The organism is Nocardioides sp. BE266, assembly GCF_031457855.1.
In the GTDB taxonomy this organism is placed as follows: domain Bacteria; phylum Actinomycetota; class Actinomycetes; order Propionibacteriales; family Nocardioidaceae; genus Nocardioides.
The window spans coordinates 290029-311877 of sequence record NZ_JAURTI010000001.1 but is presented as its reverse complement, the minus strand read 5'-3'; the positions used below and the strand labels follow the sequence as shown (position 1 = coordinate 311877).

General features: G+C 71.6%; 19 protein-coding genes. 14 read left to right on the top strand and 5 right to left on the bottom strand.

Features of this window, described 5'->3' with window-relative positions; translation table 11 throughout:
- The first annotated feature begins 30 nt into the window (after positions 1-30).
- The 10 genes from J2X46_RS01530 to J2X46_RS01485 all read left to right on the top strand — a co-directional run bounded on the left by J2X46_RS01530 (position 31) and on the right by J2X46_RS01485 (position 12951).
- A complete protein-coding gene (locus tag J2X46_RS01530; protein ID WP_310246031.1) occupies positions 31-1563 on the top strand; it encodes an AMP-binding protein in 1533 nt (510 codons plus the stop codon).
- The gene (locus J2X46_RS01525) at positions 1560-3965 is read left to right on the top strand and encodes a xanthine dehydrogenase family protein molybdopterin-binding subunit (protein ID WP_310246026.1); all 2406 of its coding nucleotides are present in this window, start codon (positions 1560-1562) and stop codon (positions 3963-3965) included. The genes J2X46_RS01530 and J2X46_RS01525 overlap by 4 nt, the downstream gene beginning before the upstream one ends.
- A gap of 4 nt (positions 3966-3969) precedes the next feature.
- Positions 3970-4749, top strand: a complete 780-nt coding sequence (locus tag J2X46_RS01520; RefSeq protein ID WP_310246023.1) for an enoyl-CoA hydratase/isomerase family protein — start codon at positions 3970-3972, stop codon at positions 4747-4749.
- Positions 4750-4760: 11 nt separating this feature from the next.
- Positions 4761-5672, top strand: coding sequence for an FAD binding domain-containing protein (locus J2X46_RS01515; RefSeq protein WP_310246020.1), 912 nt, complete (start codon positions 4761-4763; stop codon positions 5670-5672).
- Positions 5669-6877 carry a 2Fe-2S iron-sulfur cluster-binding protein gene (locus J2X46_RS01510; RefSeq protein WP_310246018.1) on the top strand — a complete coding sequence of 403 codons (1209 nt, stop codon included), beginning with the start codon at positions 5669-5671 and terminating at the stop codon, positions 6875-6877. The genes J2X46_RS01515 and J2X46_RS01510 overlap by 4 nt, the downstream gene beginning before the upstream one ends.
- A 30-nt stretch (positions 6878-6907) precedes the next feature.
- Complete coding sequence (locus J2X46_RS01505; RefSeq protein WP_310246015.1) at positions 6908-8209, top strand: benzoate/H(+) symporter BenE family transporter; 1302 nt, start codon at positions 6908-6910, stop codon at positions 8207-8209.
- A gap of 127 nt (positions 8210-8336) precedes the next feature.
- Positions 8337-9089, top strand: a complete 753-nt coding sequence (locus J2X46_RS01500) for a flavodoxin family protein (protein ID WP_310246012.1) — start codon at positions 8337-8339, stop codon at positions 9087-9089.
- 16 nt (positions 9090-9105) lie between these two features.
- Positions 9106-11181: a phosphate acetyltransferase gene (gene pta / locus J2X46_RS01495; protein ID WP_310246011.1), complete on the top strand. Its 2076-nt coding sequence runs from the start codon at positions 9106-9108 to the stop codon at positions 11179-11181.
- Positions 11178-12374: an acetate kinase gene (locus J2X46_RS01490; RefSeq protein WP_310246008.1), complete on the top strand. Its 1197-nt coding sequence runs from the start codon at positions 11178-11180 to the stop codon at positions 12372-12374. Before pta ends, J2X46_RS01490 begins: the two co-directional genes overlap by 4 nt.
- Positions 12375-12558: 184 nt before the next feature.
- Complete coding sequence (locus J2X46_RS01485) at positions 12559-12951, top strand: NUDIX domain-containing protein (RefSeq protein ID WP_310246006.1); 393 nt, start codon at positions 12559-12561, stop codon at positions 12949-12951.
- Here J2X46_RS01485 and J2X46_RS01480 read toward each other — a convergent pair.
- The 3 genes from J2X46_RS01480 to J2X46_RS01470 are packed head-to-tail and all read right to left on the bottom strand — an operon-like array spanning position 12948 to position 16525.
- Positions 12948-15614, bottom strand: coding sequence for a GNAT family N-acetyltransferase (locus tag J2X46_RS01480; protein WP_310246003.1), 2667 nt, complete (start codon positions 15612-15614; stop codon positions 12948-12950). The genes J2X46_RS01485 and J2X46_RS01480 overlap by 4 nt on opposite strands.
- A 50-nt stretch (positions 15615-15664) precedes the next feature.
- On the bottom strand, positions 15665-15877 hold the full coding sequence (locus tag J2X46_RS01475; RefSeq protein ID WP_310246001.1) for a hypothetical protein: 213 nt from the start codon (positions 15875-15877) through the stop codon (positions 15665-15667).
- A 36-nt stretch (positions 15878-15913) separates the two neighbouring features.
- Positions 15914-16525: a methyltransferase domain-containing protein gene (locus tag J2X46_RS01470; RefSeq protein WP_310245998.1), complete on the bottom strand. Its 612-nt coding sequence runs from the start codon at positions 16523-16525 to the stop codon at positions 15914-15916.
- 126 nt (positions 16526-16651) lie between these two features.
- On the opposite strand from J2X46_RS01470, the gene J2X46_RS01465 reads away from it, so the two are divergent.
- A complete protein-coding gene (locus J2X46_RS01465; RefSeq protein WP_310245997.1) occupies positions 16652-17335 on the top strand; it encodes a helix-turn-helix domain-containing protein in 684 nt (227 codons plus the stop codon).
- Between the two features lie 5 nt (positions 17336-17340).
- On the opposite strand, the gene J2X46_RS01460 is transcribed toward J2X46_RS01465, so the two are convergent.
- Positions 17341-18225 (bottom strand): EamA family transporter, encoded by an 885-nt coding sequence (locus tag J2X46_RS01460; protein ID WP_310245996.1) that lies wholly within the window; start codon positions 18223-18225, stop codon positions 17341-17343.
- A gap of 83 nt (positions 18226-18308) precedes the next feature.
- On the opposite strand from J2X46_RS01460, the gene J2X46_RS01455 reads away from it, so the two are divergent.
- Positions 18309-19169, top strand: a complete 861-nt coding sequence (locus J2X46_RS01455; protein ID WP_310245994.1) for a LysR substrate-binding domain-containing protein — start codon at positions 18309-18311, stop codon at positions 19167-19169.
- Positions 19170-19175: 6 nt separating this feature from the next.
- On the opposite strand, the gene J2X46_RS01450 is transcribed toward J2X46_RS01455, so the two are convergent.
- The gene (locus tag J2X46_RS01450; protein ID WP_310245990.1) at positions 19176-19982 is read right to left on the bottom strand and encodes an IclR family transcriptional regulator; all 807 of its coding nucleotides are present in this window, start codon (positions 19980-19982) and stop codon (positions 19176-19178) included.
- A 184-nt stretch (positions 19983-20166) separates the two neighbouring features.
- On the opposite strand from J2X46_RS01450, the gene kduI reads away from it, so the two are divergent.
- Positions 20167-20985, top strand: coding sequence for a 5-dehydro-4-deoxy-D-glucuronate isomerase (gene kduI / locus J2X46_RS01445; RefSeq protein ID WP_310245987.1), 819 nt, complete (start codon positions 20167-20169; stop codon positions 20983-20985).
- On the top strand, positions 20982-21764 hold the full coding sequence (kduD, locus tag J2X46_RS01440; protein ID WP_310245986.1) for a 2-dehydro-3-deoxy-D-gluconate 5-dehydrogenase KduD: 783 nt from the start codon (positions 20982-20984) through the stop codon (positions 21762-21764). Before kduI ends, kduD begins: the two co-directional genes overlap by 4 nt.
- The last annotated feature ends 85 nt before the right edge of the window (positions 21765-21849 follow it).

The window sequence follows — 21849 nt, the reverse complement described above, 5'->3', positions numbered from 1 at the left end:
GTCTGGCTCGTACGTTCTTGGAGGTCTCGAATGGACATCGCCACAGCGATGAGGTGGACCGCGGAGCGCTATCCGCACCGACGTGCCGTGGGTGGGTCCGTGCCGCTCACCTACGCCGAGTGGGACTCCCGCACCGACGACCTGGCCCGGGCGCTCATCGCTCGCGGCGCCACGCCGGGGTCGCGGGTCGTGCTGATGCTTCAGGGCGGCGAGCCGCTCGCGTCGTTGCACCTGGCTGCACAGAAGGCTGCGCTGACCTCGGTGCCGCTGTCGACCCGGTTCAGCGTGGGGGAGCTCGCCTACTGCATCGCCGACTGCTCACCCGCGGTGGTGGTCGTCGACGGCACCACTGCGACCGCAGTCTCCGACGCCCTCGCCACCGTGTCCGAGGCTCCGCCCGTCGTCCACGTCGACGATCTCCTCGGAGGAGGCCACGCCACGGGGCGGTTGCCGGCGAGCCCGAAGGAGACCGACGTAGGCCTCATGCTCTACACCTCCGGCACCACCGGCACTCCCAAAGGCGTCCCGCGCAGTCAGCGAGCCGAGCACAGCGCCGCGGTCGCCCACCTGATCCAGACTGGTCAGCCCACCGGCGCCGTCAGTCTCGGCGTGATGCCGCTGTTCCACACGATGGGCATCCGTAGCCTGCTGGCCAGCATCGTCGGCGCCGGCATCTGGGTGCCACAGCCGAAGTTCGACGCCGACGAATCGATGCAGCTGATCCTCGAGCACAAGGTCGACACGCTGTACCTGGTCCCCACCATCTTCTGGTCGCTGCTGCAGACCGGCCAGCTTGACCGGGCCCGATCGGTACGACGCCTTGCTTACGCGGGCGCACCGATGACCCCCACGCTCGCCGAGCAGCTCGTCGCCGCTCTGCAGCCCGATCAGTTCGTCAACCACTTCGGCAGCACGGAGATCTACACGTTCACGATCGGCCCCGACGGGGCCAGCAAGCCCGGCTGTGCCGGACGGGCGGGTGTCTTCACACGGATCCGGCTCGTCGACCCGGACCCGCAGGCACTCCCCGACCAGATCGTCGGCCCGGGGGAGCAGGGACAGATCGCGGCCAGCATGGAGAGCCCCGAAGCCTTCGCCGGCTACTGGAACCGGCCTGACGCCGACGCCAAGTCGATCCGAGACGGCTGGTACTTCCCCGGCGACCTCGCCACCGCGGACGAGGACGGCGACCTGTGGATCTCCGGCCGCGTCGACGACATGATCAACTCCGGCGGCGAGAACCTCTACCCCGAGGAGATCGAGAACGCCCTGGCCAGCTGTCAGCACCTGGATCAGGTCGTCGTGGCCGGCACGCCGCACGACAAGTGGGGCTCCGCCGTCACCGCCTTCGTGGTGGCGCGACCCGGAGCCGAGCCCCGACGCGCGCTCGACGACATCCAGGCGTGGATCCGGACCGAGTCCGGGCTGCCGTCCCTCAAGCGGCCGAAGCGGCTGGTCGTCGTGGACAGGATCCCCACGTCCGCAGTCGGCAAAATCCTGCGCCGACGGCTGATCGAGGGCGACTACGAGATCCTCGCCGACACCGAGGCTGCGACGTCGTGAGCGGCCTGGCGCGCATCGAGGACGCCGCTCTGCTGACCGGTCAGGGCCGTTTCCTCGACGACATCGACCCTCTCCCCGGCACGCTCGTCGCCGCGATCGTGCGCAGCCCCCACCCACATGCTCGGATCCGTGGAGTGAACCTCGAACGGGCGCGCCGATACCCCGGCGTGGCCGCCGTCATCGGACCCGACGAGGTGCTGGCCACGCTCCACCCGTTCCCCCTCTCGGTGAAGACGCCGATGCCCTACTACCCGACCGGGACCGACAAGGTGCGCTACGTCGGCGAGCCCGTCGCGGTGGTCGTGGCCAGCAACCGCTACACCGCTGAGGACGCCGCCGACCTGGTCGAGATCGACTACGAGCCGCTAGACGCAGTGGTCGGGACCTACGCTGCTCTCGAGTCCGACGCTCCCCGCCTCCACGACACCGCGGCTGACAACGTCGCCACCGACCGGACATTCACGTTCGGCGAGGTCGACGACGCCTTCGCCCGGTCCCCGCACACGATCACGGGCCGGTACTCCTTCCCGCGCTACTCCTCCACACCGATGGAGTGCTACAGCGTCATCGCGGACTGGAAGGAGACCGACGACGGTCCCGAGGTGACCACGTGGGCCAACTTCCACGGCCCGTTCTCGATGGTGCAGGTGCTGGCCGGCGCGCTGGGCCTCCCCACCTCTCGGGTGCGCCTGATCGTGCCCGCCGACATCGGCGGCAGCTTCGGCATCAAGGCCGCCGTCTACCCCTACGTGGCGCTGATGGCGCTGGCCAGCAAGCACGCCGGCACTCCGGTGCGATGGACCGAGGACCGGATCGAGCACATGCTCGCGAGCTCGTCGGGCTCGGACCGCGAGATGACGTTCGAGGCGGCGGTCGACGACGACGGCGTGATCTCCGCGCTCAAGGTCGACCTGATCGACAACGTCGGCGCCTATCTCCGTCCGCCCGAGCCCAGCACGCTGTACCGCTGCTTCGGCAACATCACCGGTGCCTACCAGGTCGAGCACGTGCAGATCCGCGCCCGGGCCGTCGTGACCAACAAGGCGCCCACCGGTCTCAATCGCGGGTTCGGCGGCCAGCAGCTCTACTTCGGGCTCGAACGGTTGGTGGACGACATCGCCGCCCAGCGGGGCCTCGACCCTGCCGACGTACGCCGACGCAACCTGATCCGGAGCGACGCGTTCCCCTACGCCACCCCCAGTGGCGGCATCTACGACTCCGGCGACTACGAGAAGGCCTTCGAGCTGGCACTCGATGCCGCCGGCTACGACAGGCTGCGTGAGAAGCAGCGCAGCGCACGTGAGCGCGGTGAGCTGTTCGGGATCGGGCTCGCCACGATCGTCGACCCGTCGGCCACCAACATCGGCTACGTCGGCCTGGCGACCCCCGTCCACAACCGTGGGCGCGGCAAGTCGGGGTCGACCGAGCACGTGCGCGTGAGCATCGACCCGCAGGGCGTCGTCACCGTCCTGTTGGGCACCGTCCCCCAGGGGCAGGGCCACGCCACGGTCGCACGTCAGCTGGTCGCCCAGCGCCTGGGCCTGCCGCTGGAGCAGGTACGTCCCCGGGTCGAGATGGACACGACGTCGACCCCGTGGACGATCAGCTCCGGCAGCTACTCCTCCCGGTTCGCACCGCTGCTCACCAGCGCGCTGATCGAGGCCGCCGACCGGGTCGCAGCCAGCGTCCGCACCGCCGCGTCGGTGCTGTTGCAGGCCGACCCGGAGGAGCTGGAGCTGGCCGACGGACAGGTTCGTGTTGCCGAGGACCCCGATCGCGCCGTGGCATTCCGCCACGCGGCCGGACTGCTGCACTGGGATCCGGGCTCGCTGCCAGACGGCGTCGACGCACGGACGTACGAGGAGGCGGCCTTCACCCCTCCGCAGTCCACGGCAGCGTCGAAGACGGACCAGATCAACTCCAGCCTCTGCTACGGCTTCGTGGCCGACGTGGTCGCCTGCCGGATCGACCCCGACACGCTGCAGATCAGCTTCGAGACGATCTCCACCGTCCACGACGCGGGCACGATCCTGAACAAGACCCTGCTGGACGGCCAGATCCACGGGGCGATGGTGCAATCCCTCGGAGGCGCTCTCTACGAGGAGATGGCCTACTCCGACTCGGGCCAGCCCACAGCAACCACGTTCATGGACTACCTCTGCCCCACATCGGCGGAGTCGTCGTTCCCCTTGACCAGCAACCACCTGGAGACGCCGTCTCCGCTGACCACGCTCGGGGCCAAGGGGAGTGGTGAGGGCAGCTCGATGAGCTTCCCGGTCGCCATCGCCAACGCCGTCGCCGACGCGGTGTCGCCGCACGGGGCGCGCATCACCTCGCTGCCTCTCCACCCCAATGTGCTCCACGAGCTGCTCGTCGCGAGCAACCCCACCGAAAGGAACTGATCACATGCCACTGACCGGAGGCGAGATCCGTCTGGAGCGCAGCCACGACGGCCGCGTCGCGAACCTCACGCTGGACCATGGGCGGTACAACATCATCACGTGGGAGACCCGCCAGGTGATGGCAGACCGGTTCGCCGAGATCGACCGGGACGCCGACATCAAGCTCGTCGTCATCCGTGCGGAGGGAGAGCACTTCTCCTCGGGCGGCGACATCGCCGGCTTCATGGAGGTCGACCCGATCGACCTGACCGACCTCGGGCACAACGTGACGGCTGCTGCCCGGAGTCCCAAGCCGGTCATCGCGGCCGTCGACGGCTACTGCTTCGGGGTGGGCCTCGAGCTCGTGCTCGCCACCGACATCCGACTGGCCACGCCGCGCAGCCGCTTCGCCCTGCCGGAGATGAAGCTGGGGATGATCCCCGGCAGCGGCGGCACCCAGCGCCTCGCCCGCCTCATCGGCCTCTCCCGGGCGAAGTACCACGTGCTCACAGGCGAGCGGATCACGGGTGAGCAGGCGCTCGACTGGGGCATGGTCTCGGTGCTGGCCCCCGACGGGGATGCACTGGAGCAGGAGACGCTGGCGCTGGTCGACAAGATGCTCGGCTACTCCCCGCTGGCGATGCGTACGGCCAAGGAGGTTCTCGACAGGGGCGTCGACGCGCCCCTGTACTCCGGCATCGAGCTCGAGCGCAAGGCGTACTCGATGCTGCGTGCCAGCGACGACTTCGCCGAGGGCGTCGCCGCGTTCGGCGAGAAGCGAGCTCCCTCGTTCACCGGTCGCTGAGGTAGCAGACCATGAAGGCAGCTCCCTTCGCCTACGTGCGCCCCGGCGCGGTCGACGACGCATTGACCGAGCTGGGGCGCGACGGCGCCAAGGTCATCGCCGGTGGCCAGTCACTGGTGCCCGTCCTGGCCATGCGACTCGCTCGGCCCACCACCTTGGTCGACATCAACGCCATCGACGAGCTCTACGTCCTCGACACCGACGGTGACACGCTCCGCGTCGGCGCCTGCGTCCGGCAGCGCACCATCCAACGCGACGCGCACGGGGCCGTCGTCCCCCTGCTGCGACTCGCGCTGCCCTGGGTCGGACACCGCGAGCTGCGTAGCCGCGGCACGGTGTGTGGCAGCCTGGCCCACGCCGACCCCGCCGCAGAGCTGCCCGCCGTCGCGGCCTGCCTGGACGCCACCCTCACCATCCGCAGCCGCGGCGGCGAACGGACCGTGGCTGCCTCGGACTTCTTCACCGCCGCCATGACGACGGCGACCCAGCCCGAGGAGCTCGTCACTTCGGTGCATTTTCCCCATGCGAAGCCACACGAGGGCTTCGGCTTCGCCGAGATCGGCCGCCGGCACGGGGACTTCGCCCTCGCGGGCGTCGCGGTCCGGGTCGACGTCGGTGACCCCGCCCGACCGACCGCCCGCGTGACTGCCTTCGGCATCTCCGACAGGCCGATCGTGCGCGACGTCTCGACCCTGGTGCGCGAGGCCGTCGCCACCGATGGCTCGCAGACGCCGGAGGCCGCCCTCCGCGCCGCACTCGTCGACGGTGCCGCAGCCCTGGCTGAAGACGTCGTCGACACCGGCGGCGATGCGCACGGCAGCACCGCCTATCGCCGCCAGCTCATCGCCGCGCTGGCCAGTCGTGAGATCGCGCGCGCCTATGTCCGAGCATCTGCTTCCACCACCGTGAAGGGGCCTGCATGAGCACGCTGCGCACAGTCGAGCACACCCCGGCCGAGGCCGAGATCCCGGTGACGTTCACCGTCAACGGCACCCCCGTGTCGCTGCGGGTACCGGCTCGGATGACCTTGGCCGACGCCCTGCGCGAGAAGCTCGGCCTCACCGGCACGCACCTCGGATGCGAGCACGGCGTCTGCGGCATGTGCACGATCCTCGTCGACGGCGACGCCTCTCGAGCCTGCCTGCTGTTCGCGGTCCAGGTCGACGGCTCGGACCTCACGACGGTCGAGGGACTCGGCCGGCCCGACGACCTCCACCCGTTGCAGGAGTCCTTCGGGCGACACCACGGCCTGCAGTGCGGGTTCTGCACCCCCGGCTTCCTCATGAGCTCCTACGACCTCCTCAGCCACGAGCCGGACGTCGACCGTGCGGACCTTCCTGAGGAGCTGTCGGGCGTCATCTGCAGGTGCACCGGCTACCGCAACATCATCGACGCCGTGGACGACGTGGCGACCAGCCACCGCGATGGTCTGCCGCAGCCGACCAACTGCGGGCACCGCACGCTGGTCGGGCGAGGCGGCGCCGGCTCCACCGCGCCTGCAAGCGAGCCGGAAGAGGCCGCCGCCGCTGTCGAGCAGGACCGACCGGACGAGATCACCCTGCCCAGCGGGGAGCCCACCATCGCCGTCGAGCTCACCAGCTCCCTGACCTCGTCCCTCTCCGACGTAGGCAAGGTCTTCGACGACGTACGTCTGCTGGCTCGCTGCCTGCCAGGAGCCGAGCTCACCGACGAGCTCGGGCACGGATGGTACCGGGGCCGGGCACGGATAGCTCTGGGCCCCATCCGGCTGTCGTTCACCAGCGTCGCCCACCTGCTGGTGCACGAGTCGGACCAGATGCACGTGCTGGCCCAGGGAAGCGACGCCAGCGGTGGACGGGCACAGGCGGAGATCCAGCTGTCCGCCTATGAGGACGGCGACGGGACCCGCCTGGAGGCACGCGCGCGTGTTTTCCTGGTGGGCCGCATAGCCGGCTTTGGCCGCTCGCTCGCCGGCGACGTGAGCCGTCGCATGTTCGAGGATTTCGCGACATCGCTCGACCAGGCCGCCCGTGGCGAGGTCCCCGTCGAGGCCGAGGCGCCTGGCGTCCTCCGTCTCCTGCTCGACGCCGTTCGCGACCGCCGCCGCCGTGGTCGGGAGACCGGCCGCCGACGGCGGTCCCGGAAGTAGCTCCGTCCACCCACTCCGAAACGAGGCACCATGTCCAGCACCTCACCCTCAACCCACGAGACAGCTCCGAGACCCGAACGTGAAGGGCGCCTCATCGAGGGCGGGCCGGGTTTCGCCAGCGGACTCAGGGACCTGCGCCGTCACCTCAATGTCGCCACGGTCGGAGCTGGTCTGGTGGCCGCCATCTTCGGCTGCACCGGTCCGGCCCTCATCATCATCAACGGTGGCACCGAGGCCGGACTGTCGGCCGACCTCGTCACCTCGTGGATCTTCGGTATCTACGTGTTCGGCGGGGTCATCTCCCTGGTGCTCGCCCTCTTCTACAAGATCCCGGTCACTGGCGCCTGGAGCATCCCTGGCGCAGTGCTGGTGGTGGGTGCCCTCGCGACGTTCGAGTTCAGTGACATGGTGGGCGCTTTCCTCGTCGCCGGAGTTCTGGTCTTCCTGCTAGGGGTGACGGGCTTGATGCGCCGGGTGGCTTCGTGGCTTCCAGTGCCCATCGTGATGGCGATGATCGCCGGCGCCCTCATCCGGTTCGGCATCGGCGTGGTGAATGCCGGACTGAGCGCCCCCGTCATCGTCGGGGCCGCCGTGATCGGGTTCCTCCTGCTCTCGCGGTTCATCAAGTCGGTGCCGGGGGCTGTCGGTGCTCTGCTGCTTGGAACGGCCGCTGCGGCGGTCACCGGCGCCTTCAATGATTCGGCCTCAGGTCTCGGGATGTCCGCGCCCACACTCATGGCACCCACCTTCGACCTCAACGCGATCCTGGCCGTCTCGGTGCCCCTTGCCGTGCTGGTGATCGGGGCCGAGAACGCACAGGCAACGGGTGTGCTCATGGCGGAGAAGTACCGACCGCCGGTGAACTCGATGACCCTGATCAGCGGCTTGGGGGGCATCCTGGCCAGTGTGTTCGGCGGCCACAACGCGAACATCGCCGGACCGATGACCGCGATCTGCTCCTCGGAGCAGGCCGGTGAGGATCGGTCAGGACGGTATGCCGCAACCGTGGTCAATGGCATCCTTTTCATCGCCTTCGGAATTGCCGCAGGCGCGGCTGTTGCCGCGGTGACGATGCTCCCCGGCGAGCTGATCGCCGCGGTCGCCGGTCTGGCCATGGTCGGCGTACTTCTGTCGGCGTTCAGCGGAGCCTTCGCGGGCAGCCGCTTCCAGGTCGGCGCGCTTGCAGCCCTGGTCATCGCGATGAGCGGTGTCACGGTGCTCAACATCTCAAGCCCGTTCTGGGCGCTGGTGGGCGGCGTGCTCATCTCGCTCGTCCTCGAGCCGAAGGACTTCAAGGCGAACGGGACGACGCACGACGGCCAGACGGCTTGAGGCTCGGCTCCGAGCAGCGACGCTGACACCGCAGGTGCAGGAGTGTCCCTGCACTTCCCGCGGCCCTGCTCGAGGGACGACGATGGGTGCGCCCTCCTCCCGGAGTGCGTCCGTGGAAGGAGCCGTCATGTTCCCCGAGTCCGTCGCCCGGTTCATCGATGCGGAGGTGGCCGCCTCCACCACCGCCTACGACGACCTCCGCGTCGTCATCCTCAACGGCACGCTCAAGCGCTCGCCCGAGCCGAGCCACACCGACGGGCTGCTGTCGGTGACCCGCCGGGTGCTCGACGGCGTCGGCGCCCGGGTCGACGCAGTCCGGCTGGTCGACCACGTGATCCCACCGGGTGTGCAGCCCGACATGCGCGACCACGGGTGGGAGCGCGACGACTTCCCGGACATCTACCGCTCGCTCGTCGAGCCGGCCGACATCGTCGTCCTCGCCACACCCATCTGGCTCGGCGACCAGTCGTCGCTCACCCGGCTCGCCATCGAACGGCTCTACGGCTGGTCGGGGGAGCTCAACGACAAGGGGCAGTGGAGCTACTACGGCAAGGTCGGCGGTGTCGTGATCACCGGCAACGAGGACGGCGGCAAGCACTGCGCTGCCCAGATGCTCTACGCGTTGAGCCACATCGGCTTCACGATCCCGCCGCAGGTCGACGCCTACTGGAACGGCGAGGCCGGGCCGGGGCCGTCGTACCTCGACGACGACCGTGGCTCGCAGAACCAGTGGACCAACCGCAACGAGGTCTTCGCGGCCTGGAACATGCTCCACACCGCCCGCCGCCTCAAGGACCTCGACGGGCTCCCCGCCCACGGCAACGTGACGACCAACTGGGACTTGTCGGACGCCGAGCACCCGAATCCGGAGTACCGGTAGTCGCTACGCTCGGCCCATGGCACGCAGCGTGTACGTCGCCGGGGTCGAGGGGTTCACCGGCAAGTCCGCGGTGGCGCTCGGCGTGCTCGAGCAGCTGTCCCGCCGGGTGGCGAGGGTGGCGGTGTTCCGACCGGTCGTGCGCACCGACGCCTCGACCGGCGACGAGCACGACTACGTCCTCGACCTCCTCGTCTCGCACGACGCCGTCGCGCTGACGTACGACGAGTGCGCCGGGGTCAGCTACGACGACGTGCACGCCGACCCCGACGGGGCGATGGACCGCATCGTGGCTCGCTACCACCAGGTCGCGGAGCAGAGCGACGCCGTGGTGGTCGTCGGCAGCGACTACACCGATGTGGGGGCGCCGGCGGAGTTCGCCTTCAACGCCCGCGTCGCGGCCAACCTCGGTGCGCCGGTGCTGCTCGTGCTCAGCGGCAACGGCCGCGACACCGCCCAGCTCTGCACGGCGGCGGCGATGGCGGAGGCCGAGCTCGCCGCCAACCACGCCTCGCTCTTCGCGATCATCGCGAACCGCGTCGACCCGGACGCGACCGAGCGCACGGCCGCGGCGCTGCGCCGCGACGGCGTACCTGCGTTCGCTCTGCCCGAGCAGCCGTTGCTCAGTGCACCGTCCGTGGCCGACCTGATGGCGGCCTGCGACGGCCACCTGGTGCGGGGCGACGAGGCCCAGCTGACCCGCGAGGTGCCCGGCCTGGTCGTCGCGGCGATGACGCTGCCCAACGTGCTGGACCGGCTCTTCGACGGCGCCCTCGTGGTGACGCCCGGCGACCGGCCCGAGGTGGTGCTCGGCGTGCTCACGGCCCACCAGTCGGCGAGCTTCCCGCAGATCTCCGGCATCGTGCTCAACGGCGGGCTCGACCTGCCCGAGCAGGTGGACCGGCTGCTCGACGGGCTCGAGGTGGCGCTGCCCATCGTGGCCACCGACCTCGGCACGCACGCGACCTCGACCGCGTTGACCAACCGCCGCGGGCGGCTCGACAAGGACTCGCCGCGCAAGATCGCCACGGCGCTGAACCTCTTCGCCGAGCACGTCGACGGCGACGAGCTGGTGAGCGGCCTCGAGGTCGCGCGGACCTCCGTCGTCACGCCGCTGATGTTCGAGCACCAGGTGCTCGACGACGCGATCGCCGACCGCCGCCACATCGTGCTGCCGGAGGGGGAGGAGGAGCGGATCCTGCGCGCCGCCGACATCCTGCTGCGCCGCAACGTCGCCGACCTGACGCTGCTCGGCGACCCGATGATCGTGCGCGCCAAGGCCGCGCACCTCGGCATCGACGTGTCGGGCGCGCGGGTGCTGAGCCCCCACGACGAGGAGCTGCGCGAGCGGTTCGCGCAGGAGTACTACCAGCGGCGCGCGCACAAGGGCATCGACCTCGACGCGGCCCGCGACATCGTCGTCGACGTGTCGTACTTCGGCACCATGATGGTCGAGCTCGGCCTCGCGGACGGGATGGTGTCGGGGGCGGTGCACACCACGGCCCACACCATCCGCCCGGCGCTCGAGGTGATCCGCACGGTGCCCGAGGTCTCGGTCGTCTCGTCGGTCTTCTTCATGTGCCTCAAGGACCAGGTGCTCGTCTACGGCGACTGCGCGGTCAACCCTGACCCGACCGCTCCCCAGCTCGCCGACATCGCCATCGCCTCGGCCCGCACGGCGGCGGCCTTCGGGGTCGAGCCGCGCGTCGCGATGCTGTCGTACAGCACCGGCACGTCCGGCAGTGGCACCGACGTCGAGAAGGTCACCGAGGCGACGGCGCGGGTGCGCGAGCGGGCGCCGGACCTGCTCGTCGAGGGCCCGATCCAGTACGACGCCGCGATCGACGCCGCGGTGGCGCGGACCAAGCTGCCGGACTCCGCCGTGGCCGGTCGGGCGACGGTCTTCGTCTTCCCCGACCTCAACACGGGCAACAACACCTACAAGGCCGTGCAGCGCTCCGCCGGCGCCCTTGCGGTCGGCCCGATCCTGCAGGGGCTGCGCAAGCCGGTCAACGACCTGTCGCGCGGTGCGCTGGTGCGCGACATCGTCAACACCGTGGCGATCACGGCGATCCAGGCGCAGGCGAAGTCGTGACCGAGCGGGTGCTGGTCCTCAACGCGGGCTCGTCGTCGCTGAAGTACCGCCTGCTCGACGGCTCCACCGGCGCGGCCGAGGCGTCCGGGTCGGTGGAGCGGATCGGCGAGTCCAACGGGAAGCTGACGCACGCGGTGGGCGGCGAGGACCACACCGAGGAGCGCCCGATCGCCGACTTCGAGGACGCGCTGCGCTCGGCGCTCGACGCCTTCGACACACACGGTCCGGCCCTCGACCCCGGCTCGCTGGCGGCCGTGGGGCACCGGGTCGTGCACGGCGGCGACCTGTTCGCCGAGCCCGTCGTCGTCGACGACCGGCTGCTCGAGACCGTCGAGGACCTCGTGCCGCTCGCGCCCCTGCACAACCCCGCCAACCTCGAGGGGCTGCGGGTCGCGATGCAGCTCTTCCCCGGCGTGCCGCAGGTCGCGGTCTTCGACACCGCGTTCCACCAGACGATGCCCGAGCACGCGTACACCTACGCCATCCCGCGGGCCTGGCGCGAGGAGCACCGGATCCGGCGCTACGGCTTCCACGGCACGTCGTACGCCTTCGTGTCCCGTCGTGCCGCCGAGCTGCTCGGGCGGCCGTTGGAGGACACCAACCTCGTGGTGCTGCACCTCGGCAACGGCGCGTCCGCCGCGGCCGTCCGCGGCGGCCGCTCGATCGACACCTCGATGGGCCTGACGCCGCTCGAGGGACTGGTGATGGGCACGCGCTCCGGCGACCTCGACCCCGCCGTCCACGGGCACCTGCACCGCGAGCTCGGCTGGTCGCTGGAGGAGATCGACCGCGCGCTCTACCGCGAGTCCGGCCTGCTCGGGCTGTCGGGCGTCAACGACTTCCGCGAGCTGTCCGAGCGACGCGCCGCCGGTGACGCAGCGGCCTCGCTGGCGTTCGACGTCTACGCCTACCGCGTCCGCAAGTACGTCGGCGCCTACTACGCCGCGCTCGGCGAGCTGCACGCGGTGGTCTTCACCGGCGGCGTCGGCCAGCACAGCCCCGAGCTGCGGGCGGCTGCCCTCGACGGCCTGTTCCGCCTCGGGATCGTGCTCGACTCCTCCCGCAACGAGGCCCGCTCGTCCGAGGCCCGCTTCGTGTCGGCGGAGGGGTCCGCGGTCGCCGCCCTCGTCGTGCCCACCGACGAGGAGTGGGAGATCGCCCGCCAGGCGCTGGAGGTCGTGCGGGGGTCCTAGACCACCACCTCGGACACATGTCCGGGAAGTCGCCCTCGGAACGGCCGCGCGAGGGCGACACGGCGGACACGTGTGCGCATGTGCGGCGTAAGTGACCCTCGCGACCGCAGATCGTGGGCCACATCCGCTGCACGTGCGGCGGGCAGCAGGGGTACATGTCGTACGGCCGTGCTTCGATCCACCCATGGTCCAGGTCGTCGTCGGTGCGCTCGTCCGTGAGGGGCGGGTGCTGCTCGCGCATCGCAGGCCCGACAAGAAGGCGTTCCCCGACGTGTGGGACCTGCCCGGGGGAGTCATGGAGACGGGGGAGTCGGAGCCGGAGGCGTTGGCGCGCGAGCTGTTCGAGGAGCTCGGGGTGCGGATCGCGACGGAGTCGACGTCCCACCTGTGCCGGGTGACGGTCGACCCGGGTGGCGGTGAGGCCGTGCTGAGCGCCTGGCTGGTGGGGGAGTGGGAGGGCGTGCCGACCAACGTCGCGCCCGAGGAGCACGTCGACATCGGCTGGTTCGCCGCGGACGACCTGCCGCCACTCGTCCACCCGCGCGTGCGCGCGGCCGTGCTGGAGACGATGGCCTAGGAGCGCAGCCGCCGGGGGATGCCGGTGTCGAGCTCGGGCGGCTCGGCGAGGCGGACCTTCACATCGACGCAGAAGAGCCCGTGGGCGTTGACGACGACGGGCTCGAGGGTGAGGTCGGCGACGTGGGGTACGTCGACGGCGAGGCGCCCGACCGACACCACCAGCGCCTCGAGCGGGGCGAGGTCGACCTCCTCGAGTCCGTGGTCGCCGACGAGCTGCGGCCACAGCCGCAGCGCCCGGACGGCGCGGGCCGCGTCGGCAGCCTCGACCGGCGGGAGCAGCAGCACGTCGTCGGCCCAGCTGCCGGCGGGACCGGCAGCACCGCCGGCTGCCACGCGCACGAGCGGGCCCAGCTGCGGGTCGCGGACGAGCCCGACCGAGGCCTGGTGCCCGAGCACGAGCGGCTGGACGAGCACGTCCACGTCGGGGCGGCCGAGCTCCTCGGCGAAGCGTCGTACGGCATCGGCGACGTCGTCGCCCGTGCGGACGTCGATGCGCACCAGCCCGCGGTCGGACTTGTGCAGCACCGTCGGGTCGGCGACCTTCACCGCGACCGGGTAGCCGATCTCGTCCGCGACCCGTGCTGCGTGGGCCGGTCCGGACGCGAGGGTGCCGACGAGGTGGATGCCGTAGGGCGCGAGCAGCTCGGCCTGGTCCGACGCCGCCAGCCACTCGGGCTCGCCGGCGCGCGCGGCCAGCCGCGAGCGGGCCCACGTGCGGGCGTGCACGCCCCGGGTGCCGAGCTCGACCTCGGGCTGGTCGGCGGGCACGCGTCGCCAGGCGGCGTACCTCATCGCCCGGCCCAGCGCGCCGATCGCGGCGTCGGTCGTGCGGTAGGCGGTGACGCCGGGGAGGCCGCGCGCCGCGTCGAAGGCGGCGCCCGGCGTGACGAGCAGGAGCGGCACGTCGGCGCCGGCGGGACGAGCCGCGGCGACCGCCGCGAAGAGCGCGTCGCGGTCGGTGAGCCGGTTGGCGACGAGCATGACGATGACCGCGTCGGCCTCGCCGCTGTCGAGCACGACCCGCAGCGCGGCGGTGAGCTCTGCGGGGGTGACGTCGGCGCCCAGGTCCACCGGATTCCGTACGTCGACCGTGCCCGGCGCGGCTGCGCGCACGGCCTCGCCGAGCTCCACCGACGTCGGCGTCACGAGCATGCCCTGGCCGTCGGCGCGGTCGGTGGTGAGCGCGCCGACCCCGCCGGTGTTGGACACGATGCAGACGCGCAGACCGGCGGGGAGCGGCTGCTCCACCAGCAGGAGCGCGGTCTCGGTGAGCTCGGCGCCGGTGCGGCAGGCGATCACACCCGACTGGTCGAGCAGGGCGTCCACGCCCACCCCGATGGTCGAGGTGGAGTCCTGGCGCGCACGGGCGCGACCGCCGACCACGGCGAGCAGCGGCTTCTGCTCGGCGAAGCGGCGGGCGGTCCGCGCGAACTTCAGCGCGTTGCCGAACGACTCGAGGTAGAGCGCGCCCGCCGCGACCGCGTCGTCGTCCATCCAGGCGGCGAGCAGGTCGTTGCTCGAGACGTCGATCTTGTCGCCGAGGGAGACGAACGCGTGCACGCCGAGGCCGACGTCGCGGGCCAGGTCGAGCAGCGCGAAGCCCATGCCGCCGGACTGCGAGGCGACGGCGAGGCCGCCTACCTCGGGCACGTCGTGGAGCAGGGTCGCGTTGAGCCCGTCGGCGTTGTCGAGGACGCCCTGCGAGTTCGGCCCGACCAGCCGCAGGCTGTGCCCGCGCGCGAGCTCGAGGAGCTCGAGGCGTCGCTCGTCGCTGCCCGTGCCGGAGAACCCCGACGAGATGACGACGGTCGCTCCCGCACCGTTGGCGGCGGCGTCTCGCAGCACGTCGGCCACGCCGTCGGCCGGCACCGCGACCACGACGAGGTCGACCGGGCCGTCCAGCTCGGCGAGGCTGCGGGTGGCGGGCAGTCCGTCGATCGACGCGGCCTCGGGGTGGATCACGTGCAGCGCACCGGCGTAGGACGAGCTCCGGATCGCCTGGAGCACGCCGTGGCCGAAGCCGCCGGCCGAGCGTCGTACGCCGACGACGGCCACGCTCGCCGGGTGGAGCAGCGGCTGCAGCGAGCGCGCGGCGGCGCGCCACTCGCGGCGGTCGGCCGCCTCGACGGCCTCGCGGGAGGCGTCGGTGCGCAGCACCACCGACACCTCGCCCTCGACGTTCTCCCGGGTGGCGGCGAAGCCGGCGGCCCGGAAGACGCGGAGCATGCCGTAGTTGTCGCCGAGCACCTCGGCCTCGAACCGGCTCACGCCGTGCCGCCGCCCGAGCGCAGCCAGGTGCTCGAGCAGCAGGCTGCCCAGGCCGCGACCGCGGTCCTCGTCGGCGACGAGGAAGGCGACCTCGGCGGCGTCGGGGCTGAGCAGCTCGGCGGTGGCCAGCCCCGCGACCCGGCCGCGGATGACGGCAATCGGCGCCGCCGACCCGGAGTTGTCCGGCGCGAAGACGTGGTCGACGTACTGCCGGCCTGCCTCGCGGCTGGGCGAGAAGAACCGCAACCGCAGGGTGTCGACCGACACCGACTCGTGAAGCGCCAGGACGGCGTCGCGGTCGTCGGGCCGCAAGGACCGGATCACCGCGACGCTGCCGTCGGCGAGGAGCACGTCCGCCGGCTCGGCGGTCCAGTCCCGCGGGGCGACAGTCACGTCCCCAACGTGCCAGAGGTGGCGGCGCGGTGCCAGACCCGTCCCGACCGCTAGGGACGGGTGCCGCTGACCACGAGCATCTCGCACGGACCGACGAAGCCGTCCGGTCCCTCGAACTGCCCGAGTGCCTCCTCGATCTCGCGCCACGCGGCATCGCGCTCGTCCGGCCCGACGCCGGAGAGCATCTGGTGCAGCGCCCCGAACGACTCGTGCTCGAACCGCACGCACTCCGCGGCGCTCGCCATGCGCACCGGCGACGGCACGGACGTGACGGTGACGTCGGCGAAGCCCGCGGCGACTTACGCCGCCTCGGCGACCCCGGGTGCCGCCAGGCTGAAGGGGCCCGGCAGCCCGGGCGCCGGTGCCGGCAGGCCGGCGATCCGCCGGATGATGCCGACGGGCAGGGCGAAGAAGCCGTTGAGGTCGGGTGTCGAGTACACGATCGAGGAGAACCGCCCGCCCGGGCGCAGCACGCGGTGCACCTCGGAGAGCGCGCCGTGCTGGTCGGGGAAGTAGATCAGGCCGACGCGCGAGATCGCAGCGTCGAAGCTCCCGTCCGGCACTGCCGACAGGTCTTCACCGTCGGCCTCGAGCGTCGCGACCTGCGTCAGCCCCTGATCCGCCGCGACCGCGGCGGCGTGCTCCAGGATCGCGGGGGAGATGTCGGTCGCCAGCACGTGGCCGGACGGACCGACGCGACGCGCGGCGGCGAAGGACTGCCCGCCCGCCCCGGCGGCGACGTCGAGCACGCGCGCGCCCGGCGTGAGGCGTACGTCGTCGAGCATCCGCTCGGTCGCCTCACCGAGCCAGTCCTCGATGCTCGGTCCCCAGCGGTGCCAGGCGTCCGCCGCGGTCTCCCACTGGGCACGGGTGGTGGCCTTGAAGGCGGTCGGGTCGAAGGTGGTGGTCATGGTCGTCTCCTGTTCTCGGGTGGACGTCCACGCTCGCCCGAGCGGGCGGATCCTCTCCAGAACGAGTTCTGGACCCGGCCGGAACAATTTCTGGACTCGCGCCGGGGCCGGGCAGACACTGAGGGGATGAAGGACTACGGGCAGTACTGCCCGGTGGCGCTGGCGAGCTCGGTCCTCGCCGAGCGCTGGACGCCGCTGATCGTGCGCGAGCTGGTGCTGGGCGGGAAGCGTTTCAACGAGATCGCGCGCGGGCTGCCGGGGATCTCGCGCACGCTGCTCAAGCAGCGCCTCGAGCACCTCGAGCGCAAGGGCGTGGTCGAGCGGGTGCCGGTCCCGACGGGCCACGAGTACCACCTCACCCCGGCCGGGCGGGACCTCGAGCCCGTCATCATGGCGGTCGGGGAGTGGGCGGTGCGCTGGATGTTCAGCGAGCCGGAGCCGCGCGAGGTCGACCCGGTGACGCTGACGTGGTGGATGTCGCGGCGCCTGGAGGTCGACGCGCTGCCGGAGCAGCGCACGGTCGTGCAGTTCGACTACGCCGGCGACGAGCCGACGCGGATCTGGATGGTCATCGAGCGTCGGGAGACCTCGATCTGCACCGACCCGCCCGGCTTCGACACCGACCTCACCGTCGCCGTGGCGCCGGTGGACCTGATGCGCGTCTTCTCCGGGATCGTGACCTATCCCGAGGCGCTCGCCCAGGGTGCGCTCAGCCTCACCGGGCCCCCGCGGCTGGTCCGCGACTTCCCGCGCTGGTGCGCGTGGAGCCCGTTCGCCCCGGCCGTCCGCGAGCGGCTCGGCCTGGCGTAGCCGGGTCAGGCAGGCGTCGGCGCCGGGTTGAGCGGCTCGGCCGCGGGCACCTCGTGGCGGGCGCCGCTGCGCTCGGCGCCGATGCCGGCCGCGACGACCAGGCCGACACCGGCGACGGACAGCGCGTTGGGCACCTGGGACAGCGCGACGAACCCGATGATCAGCGCGAACGCCGGCTCGAGGGCCATCAGCGTCCCGAAGGCCGCGGTGGTCAGCCGGCGCAGGGCGAGCAGCTCGAGCGCGAACGGCACCACCGGCAGCAGCACGGCCAGGCCGAGGCCGACGAGCAACAGCTCGGGCGTGAGGTGGCCGACGACGCCCGGCCCGGCGACCACGGTCGCCACGACGGCCGCGACCGGCATCGAGATGGCGAGCCCGCCGAGCCCGCTGACCGCGTCGCCGACGCGCTGCGTCAGCAGGATGTACGCCGCCCAGCAACACGCTGCCGCGAGGGCGAACCCGACGCCCACCGGGTCGGCGTCGCCGGTCCACGGCTGGGTCAGGCAGAGCACGCCGGCGGCGGCGAGCAGTGCCCAGACCCGGCCAGTGCCGCGGCTGCGGACCACGGCGACCCCGAGCGGACCGAGGAACTCCAGTGCGCTGGCGGTGCCGAGCGGCAGCCGTGCGACGGCGGCCATGAAGAGGAGGGTGACCCCGGCGGTGGCCACGCCGAGGGCGGTGCCGGCCTGCAGTGCCTCGCGGCTGAAGGTCGAGAGCCGCGGCCTGACCAGCACGAGGAGCAGGACGCCGGCCCAGAAGAGCCGGAGCCAGGCGGCACCGCCGGCCCCGACGTCGTCGATGAGGCCGACGGAGGCGGCGAGGCCGAGCTGGACGCAGAGCATGGAGGCGACGGCCATCGAGGCACCGGTGCGGGCGGGTGAGAGCTGCATGCGACCAGTGAACGACCTCGTAAGTGTTCGTGTCCACGTGACTTTGCTGGACCAACCGTTCACGAATCATGCACAATGACGAGATGGACGTGCGCCGCCTCCAGATGCTGCTCGAGCTCTCCCGCCTCGGGTCGATGCACGAGGTGGCCGACGCCATGGGCACGACGACATCGAGCGTCTCGCAGGGCATCGCGGCGCTGGCGAAGGACGTCGGCAGCCCGCTCCTGGCTCCCGACGGTCGTCGGGTCCGGCTCACGCCGGCGGGCCGTCGCCTGGCCGAGCACGCCGTCACCATCCTGGCCGCGGTCGACGCGGCCCGCCTCGACCTCGACCCGACCTCGGAGCCGATCGGCGTGCTGCGCGTGGCCGGCTTCGCCTCCGCGATCCGTCGCTCGCTGCTGCCCGCGATCGACGACCTGCGCCGCACCAACCCGGGCATCGAGGTGCACGTCCTCGAGTACGAGCCGCTCGAGTCCTTCGACCTGCTGGCCCGCGACGACGTCGACCTCGCCCTCGTCTACGACTACGACCTGGCCCCGGTCGACTGGCGCGCCGACCACGAGGTGACCCCGCTCTGGGACCTGGAGTGGGGCGTCGGCGTGCCGACGGAGGACCGCCACCTCGGGCTCGCCGACCTCGCCGACCGCGACTGGATCGTGAACTCGCGCAACACCGCCGACGAGGTCGCGCTGCGCACGCTCGCCTCGCGGGCCGGCTTCACGCCGCGGGTGGTGCACCGCATCGACTCGCTCGAGCTGGTCGACGACCTGGTGGTCGCCGGCAGGGGAGTGGGACTGCTGCCGCGCGGGCGGGCGTCGCGGCGCGGGGTCAGCGTCGTACGGCTGAAGGACCCGTCGGTCTTCCTCAGGGCGTACGCCGTGACCCGACGCGGTCGCGACAACTGGCCGCCGCTGCGGGCGGTGGTGGACCGGCTGGCCAGGTGACGCCCGTCAGCGCACCAGGCTGTTGCCGTGCACCGCGGCGAGGCGGGCCTTGACGCTGAGCAGCGTCTCGATGATCAGGTCCTCGCGGCCGTTGTCGAGCCGGCTGGTCGGCACGGCGACGCTGAGCGCGTCGACCGCGTGGTTGCTGAAGGGCAGCGCGACGCCGAAGCAGCGCACGCCCATGCACGACTCCTCGCTCTCGGTCGCGTAGCCCTGGAGCTGCGCGGTCTCGATGATGTGGAGCACCGCGTCCTTGTCGGTGGTCGTGTTGGGCGTGATCGCGGTGATGTGCTCGGGCACCATGTCGCGGCGCTGGTCCTCGGGGAGCTCGGCGAGGAGCGCCCGGCCGAGCGAGGTGGCGAAGGCAGGCAGCCGTCGGCCGACCGCGGAGTGCATGCGCAGCGGGTGCACCGACTCGCGCTTGGCGGTGTAGATGACGTCGGCGCCGTCGAGGCGACCGAGGTGGACGGTCTCCTCGGTGGCGGCAGCGACCTCGTCGAGCACCGACTGCGCGCGGGCGAGCACCGGGTCACCGTCGAGGTAGGCCGAGCTCACCACGAGGGAGTGGATGCCGAGCTGGTAGACGCTGCCGGTCGGGTCGGTCTGGAGCCAGCCGCGGTCGGTCATCGTGCGCAGCAGCGCGTGCAGGCTGCTCTTGGGGATGTGGAGCCGCGTGGACAGCTGCAGCTGCGTGCCGGGACCGTTGGCCGCGATCTCGTCGAGCAGGTCGAGGGCGCGCGCCGCCGACTTGACGGGGCCGGCCGCGGTGGGGCCGACGGCGGCCTCCTTGGTCAGTTCTGCTTGCTGCGTCATCGCACTCTCCTCGTGAGGACTCCAGGGGGACGGGGAGACGTTCCCCCCGAGATCAATGTAAGGGTAGCGCGAGTTCGCATACATGGACAGGTTTCTGCCCCTTGACCAGTGACGGCCGTCACGTATAGTCTCGAACTCAGTTCACATAGACGAACGCAGTTCACATAGACCAAGGGGTGACCGAGTGATCCAGGTTCGATATTCGACTTCGCCGAGCAGTGCGGAGACGGCTACCACGGCGGACCTGCGCGAGAACTTCCTCGTCCCGGACCTCTTCGTCGAGGGCGAGGTGCGCGCCACCTACACCCACGACGACCGCATGGTCATCGGCGGAGCGGTGCCCGGCACCGGCCAGCTCGACCTCCCGGCCTACACCGAGGTGCTCGGCACCGAGCAGCACCTCGAGCGCCGCGAGCTCGGCATCATCAACGTCGGCGGCGCCGGCCACGTGCTCGTCGACGGCGAGAAGTTCGAGCTCGAGCACCTCGACGGCCTGTTCGTCGGCCGGGGGAGCGAGGTCGCCTTCGCCGGCGCCGAGGCCGCCTTCTACTGGGTGTCCGCCCCGGCCCACGCGACGTACCCCACGACGGCGCTGGTCCACCGCGACGTCGAGCCGGTGGCCCTCGGGTCCGCCGACGCCGCCAACGAGCGCAACCTCTTCCGCTACGTCTGGGGCCAGGACGTGGAGACCTCGGTCCTGCAGTTCGGCGTCACCGTGATCGCCAACGGCTCGGTGTGGAACACCTTCCCGCCGCACCTGCACGACCGCCGCACCGAGATCTACTGCTACGTCGACCTGGCCGAGGAGGACCGCGTCTTCCACTTCATGGGCCAGCCCGGGCACACCCGCCACCTCGTCCTCCGCAACCGCGAGGCCGTCATCTCGCCGCCGTGGTCGATCCACGCCGGCGCCGGCACCGGGTCGTACGCCTTCATCTGGGCGATGGCGGGGGAGAACAACTGCTACACCGACCTGAGCCCCGTCGCGGTGGAGGACCTGTGATCGACGCGTCCCTCCCGGGCCTGTCCCGCTCGCCCTTCGACCTGCACGGCAGGTGCGCGGTGGTGACCGGAGCCGGGCGCGGCATCGGACGGGCCGTCGCGCTCGGCCTCTCGCAGGCCGGCGCCGACGTCGTCCTGCTCGGCCGGCCCGGCAGCAACGACGCCACCCGTGAAGCAGTGCTCGCGGCCGGCGGCAAGGCCGACGTCGTCGAGCTCGACATGGGCGACCACGCCGCCGTCGCGCAGGTGGGCGCCGAGCTCGTCGACTCCCGCCAGGTCGACATCCTGGTCAACAACGCCGGCATCATCGACCGCGAGGACGCGGTCGACGTGGACCCGGCCGCGTGGCAGCGCGTGCTCGACGTGAACCTCAACGGGCTGTTCTTCCTCTGCCAGCAGCTCGGTCGGCCGATGGTCGAGCGCGGGCACGGCAAGATCGTCAGCATCGCCAGCCTGCTCTCCTTCCAGGGCGGCATCCGCGTGGCGTCGTACGCCGCCAGCAAGCACGCCGTCGCCGGCGTGACCAAGGCCCTGGCCAACGAGTGGGGGCCGCACGGCGTACAGGTCAACGCCATCGCGCCGGGCTACATCGCCACCGACAACACCACCGCCCTGCGCGAGGACGCCGACCGCTCGCGGTCCATCCTCGAGCGGATCCCGGCCGGTCGCTGGGGCGGCGCCGAGGACATCGCCGGCGCGGCCGTCTTCCTCAGCTCGTCGGCAGCCGACTACGTCAACGGCCACGTCCTGGTCGTCGACGGCGGCTGGATGGCCCGCTGACCCGCACGTCCCAGTCCAGCACCACCGCACCACCAGCAGCACCCGCACAGTGAACAACCACCTCCACCTCGGGGCGCACCACAAA

Coding starts and splice junctions, on each gene's coding strand:
- J2X46_RS01530 (WP_310246031.1), top strand. CDS start 31: ATGGACATCGCCACAGCGATGAGGTGGACCGCGGAGCGCTATCCGCAC.
- J2X46_RS01520 (WP_310246023.1), top strand. CDS start 3,970: ATGCCACTGACCGGAGGCGAGATCCGTCTGGAGCGCAGCCACGACGGC.
- J2X46_RS01515 (WP_310246020.1), top strand. CDS start 4,761: ATGAAGGCAGCTCCCTTCGCCTACGTGCGCCCCGGCGCGGTCGACGAC.
- J2X46_RS01510 (WP_310246018.1), top strand. CDS start 5,669: ATGAGCACGCTGCGCACAGTCGAGCACACCCCGGCCGAGGCCGAGATC.
- J2X46_RS01505 (WP_310246015.1), top strand. CDS start 6,908: ATGTCCAGCACCTCACCCTCAACCCACGAGACAGCTCCGAGACCCGAA.
- J2X46_RS01500 (WP_310246012.1), top strand. CDS start 8,337: ATGTTCCCCGAGTCCGTCGCCCGGTTCATCGATGCGGAGGTGGCCGCC.
- pta (WP_310246011.1), top strand. CDS start 9,106: ATGGCACGCAGCGTGTACGTCGCCGGGGTCGAGGGGTTCACCGGCAAG.
- J2X46_RS01485 (WP_310246006.1), top strand. CDS start 12,559: ATGGTCCAGGTCGTCGTCGGTGCGCTCGTCCGTGAGGGGCGGGTGCTG.
- J2X46_RS01470 (WP_310245998.1), bottom strand. CDS start 16,525: ATGACCACCACCTTCGACCCGACCGCCTTCAAGGCCACCACCCGTGCC.
- J2X46_RS01465 (WP_310245997.1), top strand. CDS start 16,652: ATGAAGGACTACGGGCAGTACTGCCCGGTGGCGCTGGCGAGCTCGGTC.
- J2X46_RS01460 (WP_310245996.1), bottom strand. CDS start 18,225: ATGCAGCTCTCACCCGCCCGCACCGGTGCCTCGATGGCCGTCGCCTCC.
- J2X46_RS01455 (WP_310245994.1), top strand. CDS start 18,309: ATGGACGTGCGCCGCCTCCAGATGCTGCTCGAGCTCTCCCGCCTCGGG.
- J2X46_RS01450 (WP_310245990.1), bottom strand. CDS start 19,982: ATGACGCAGCAAGCAGAACTGACCAAGGAGGCCGCCGTCGGCCCCACC.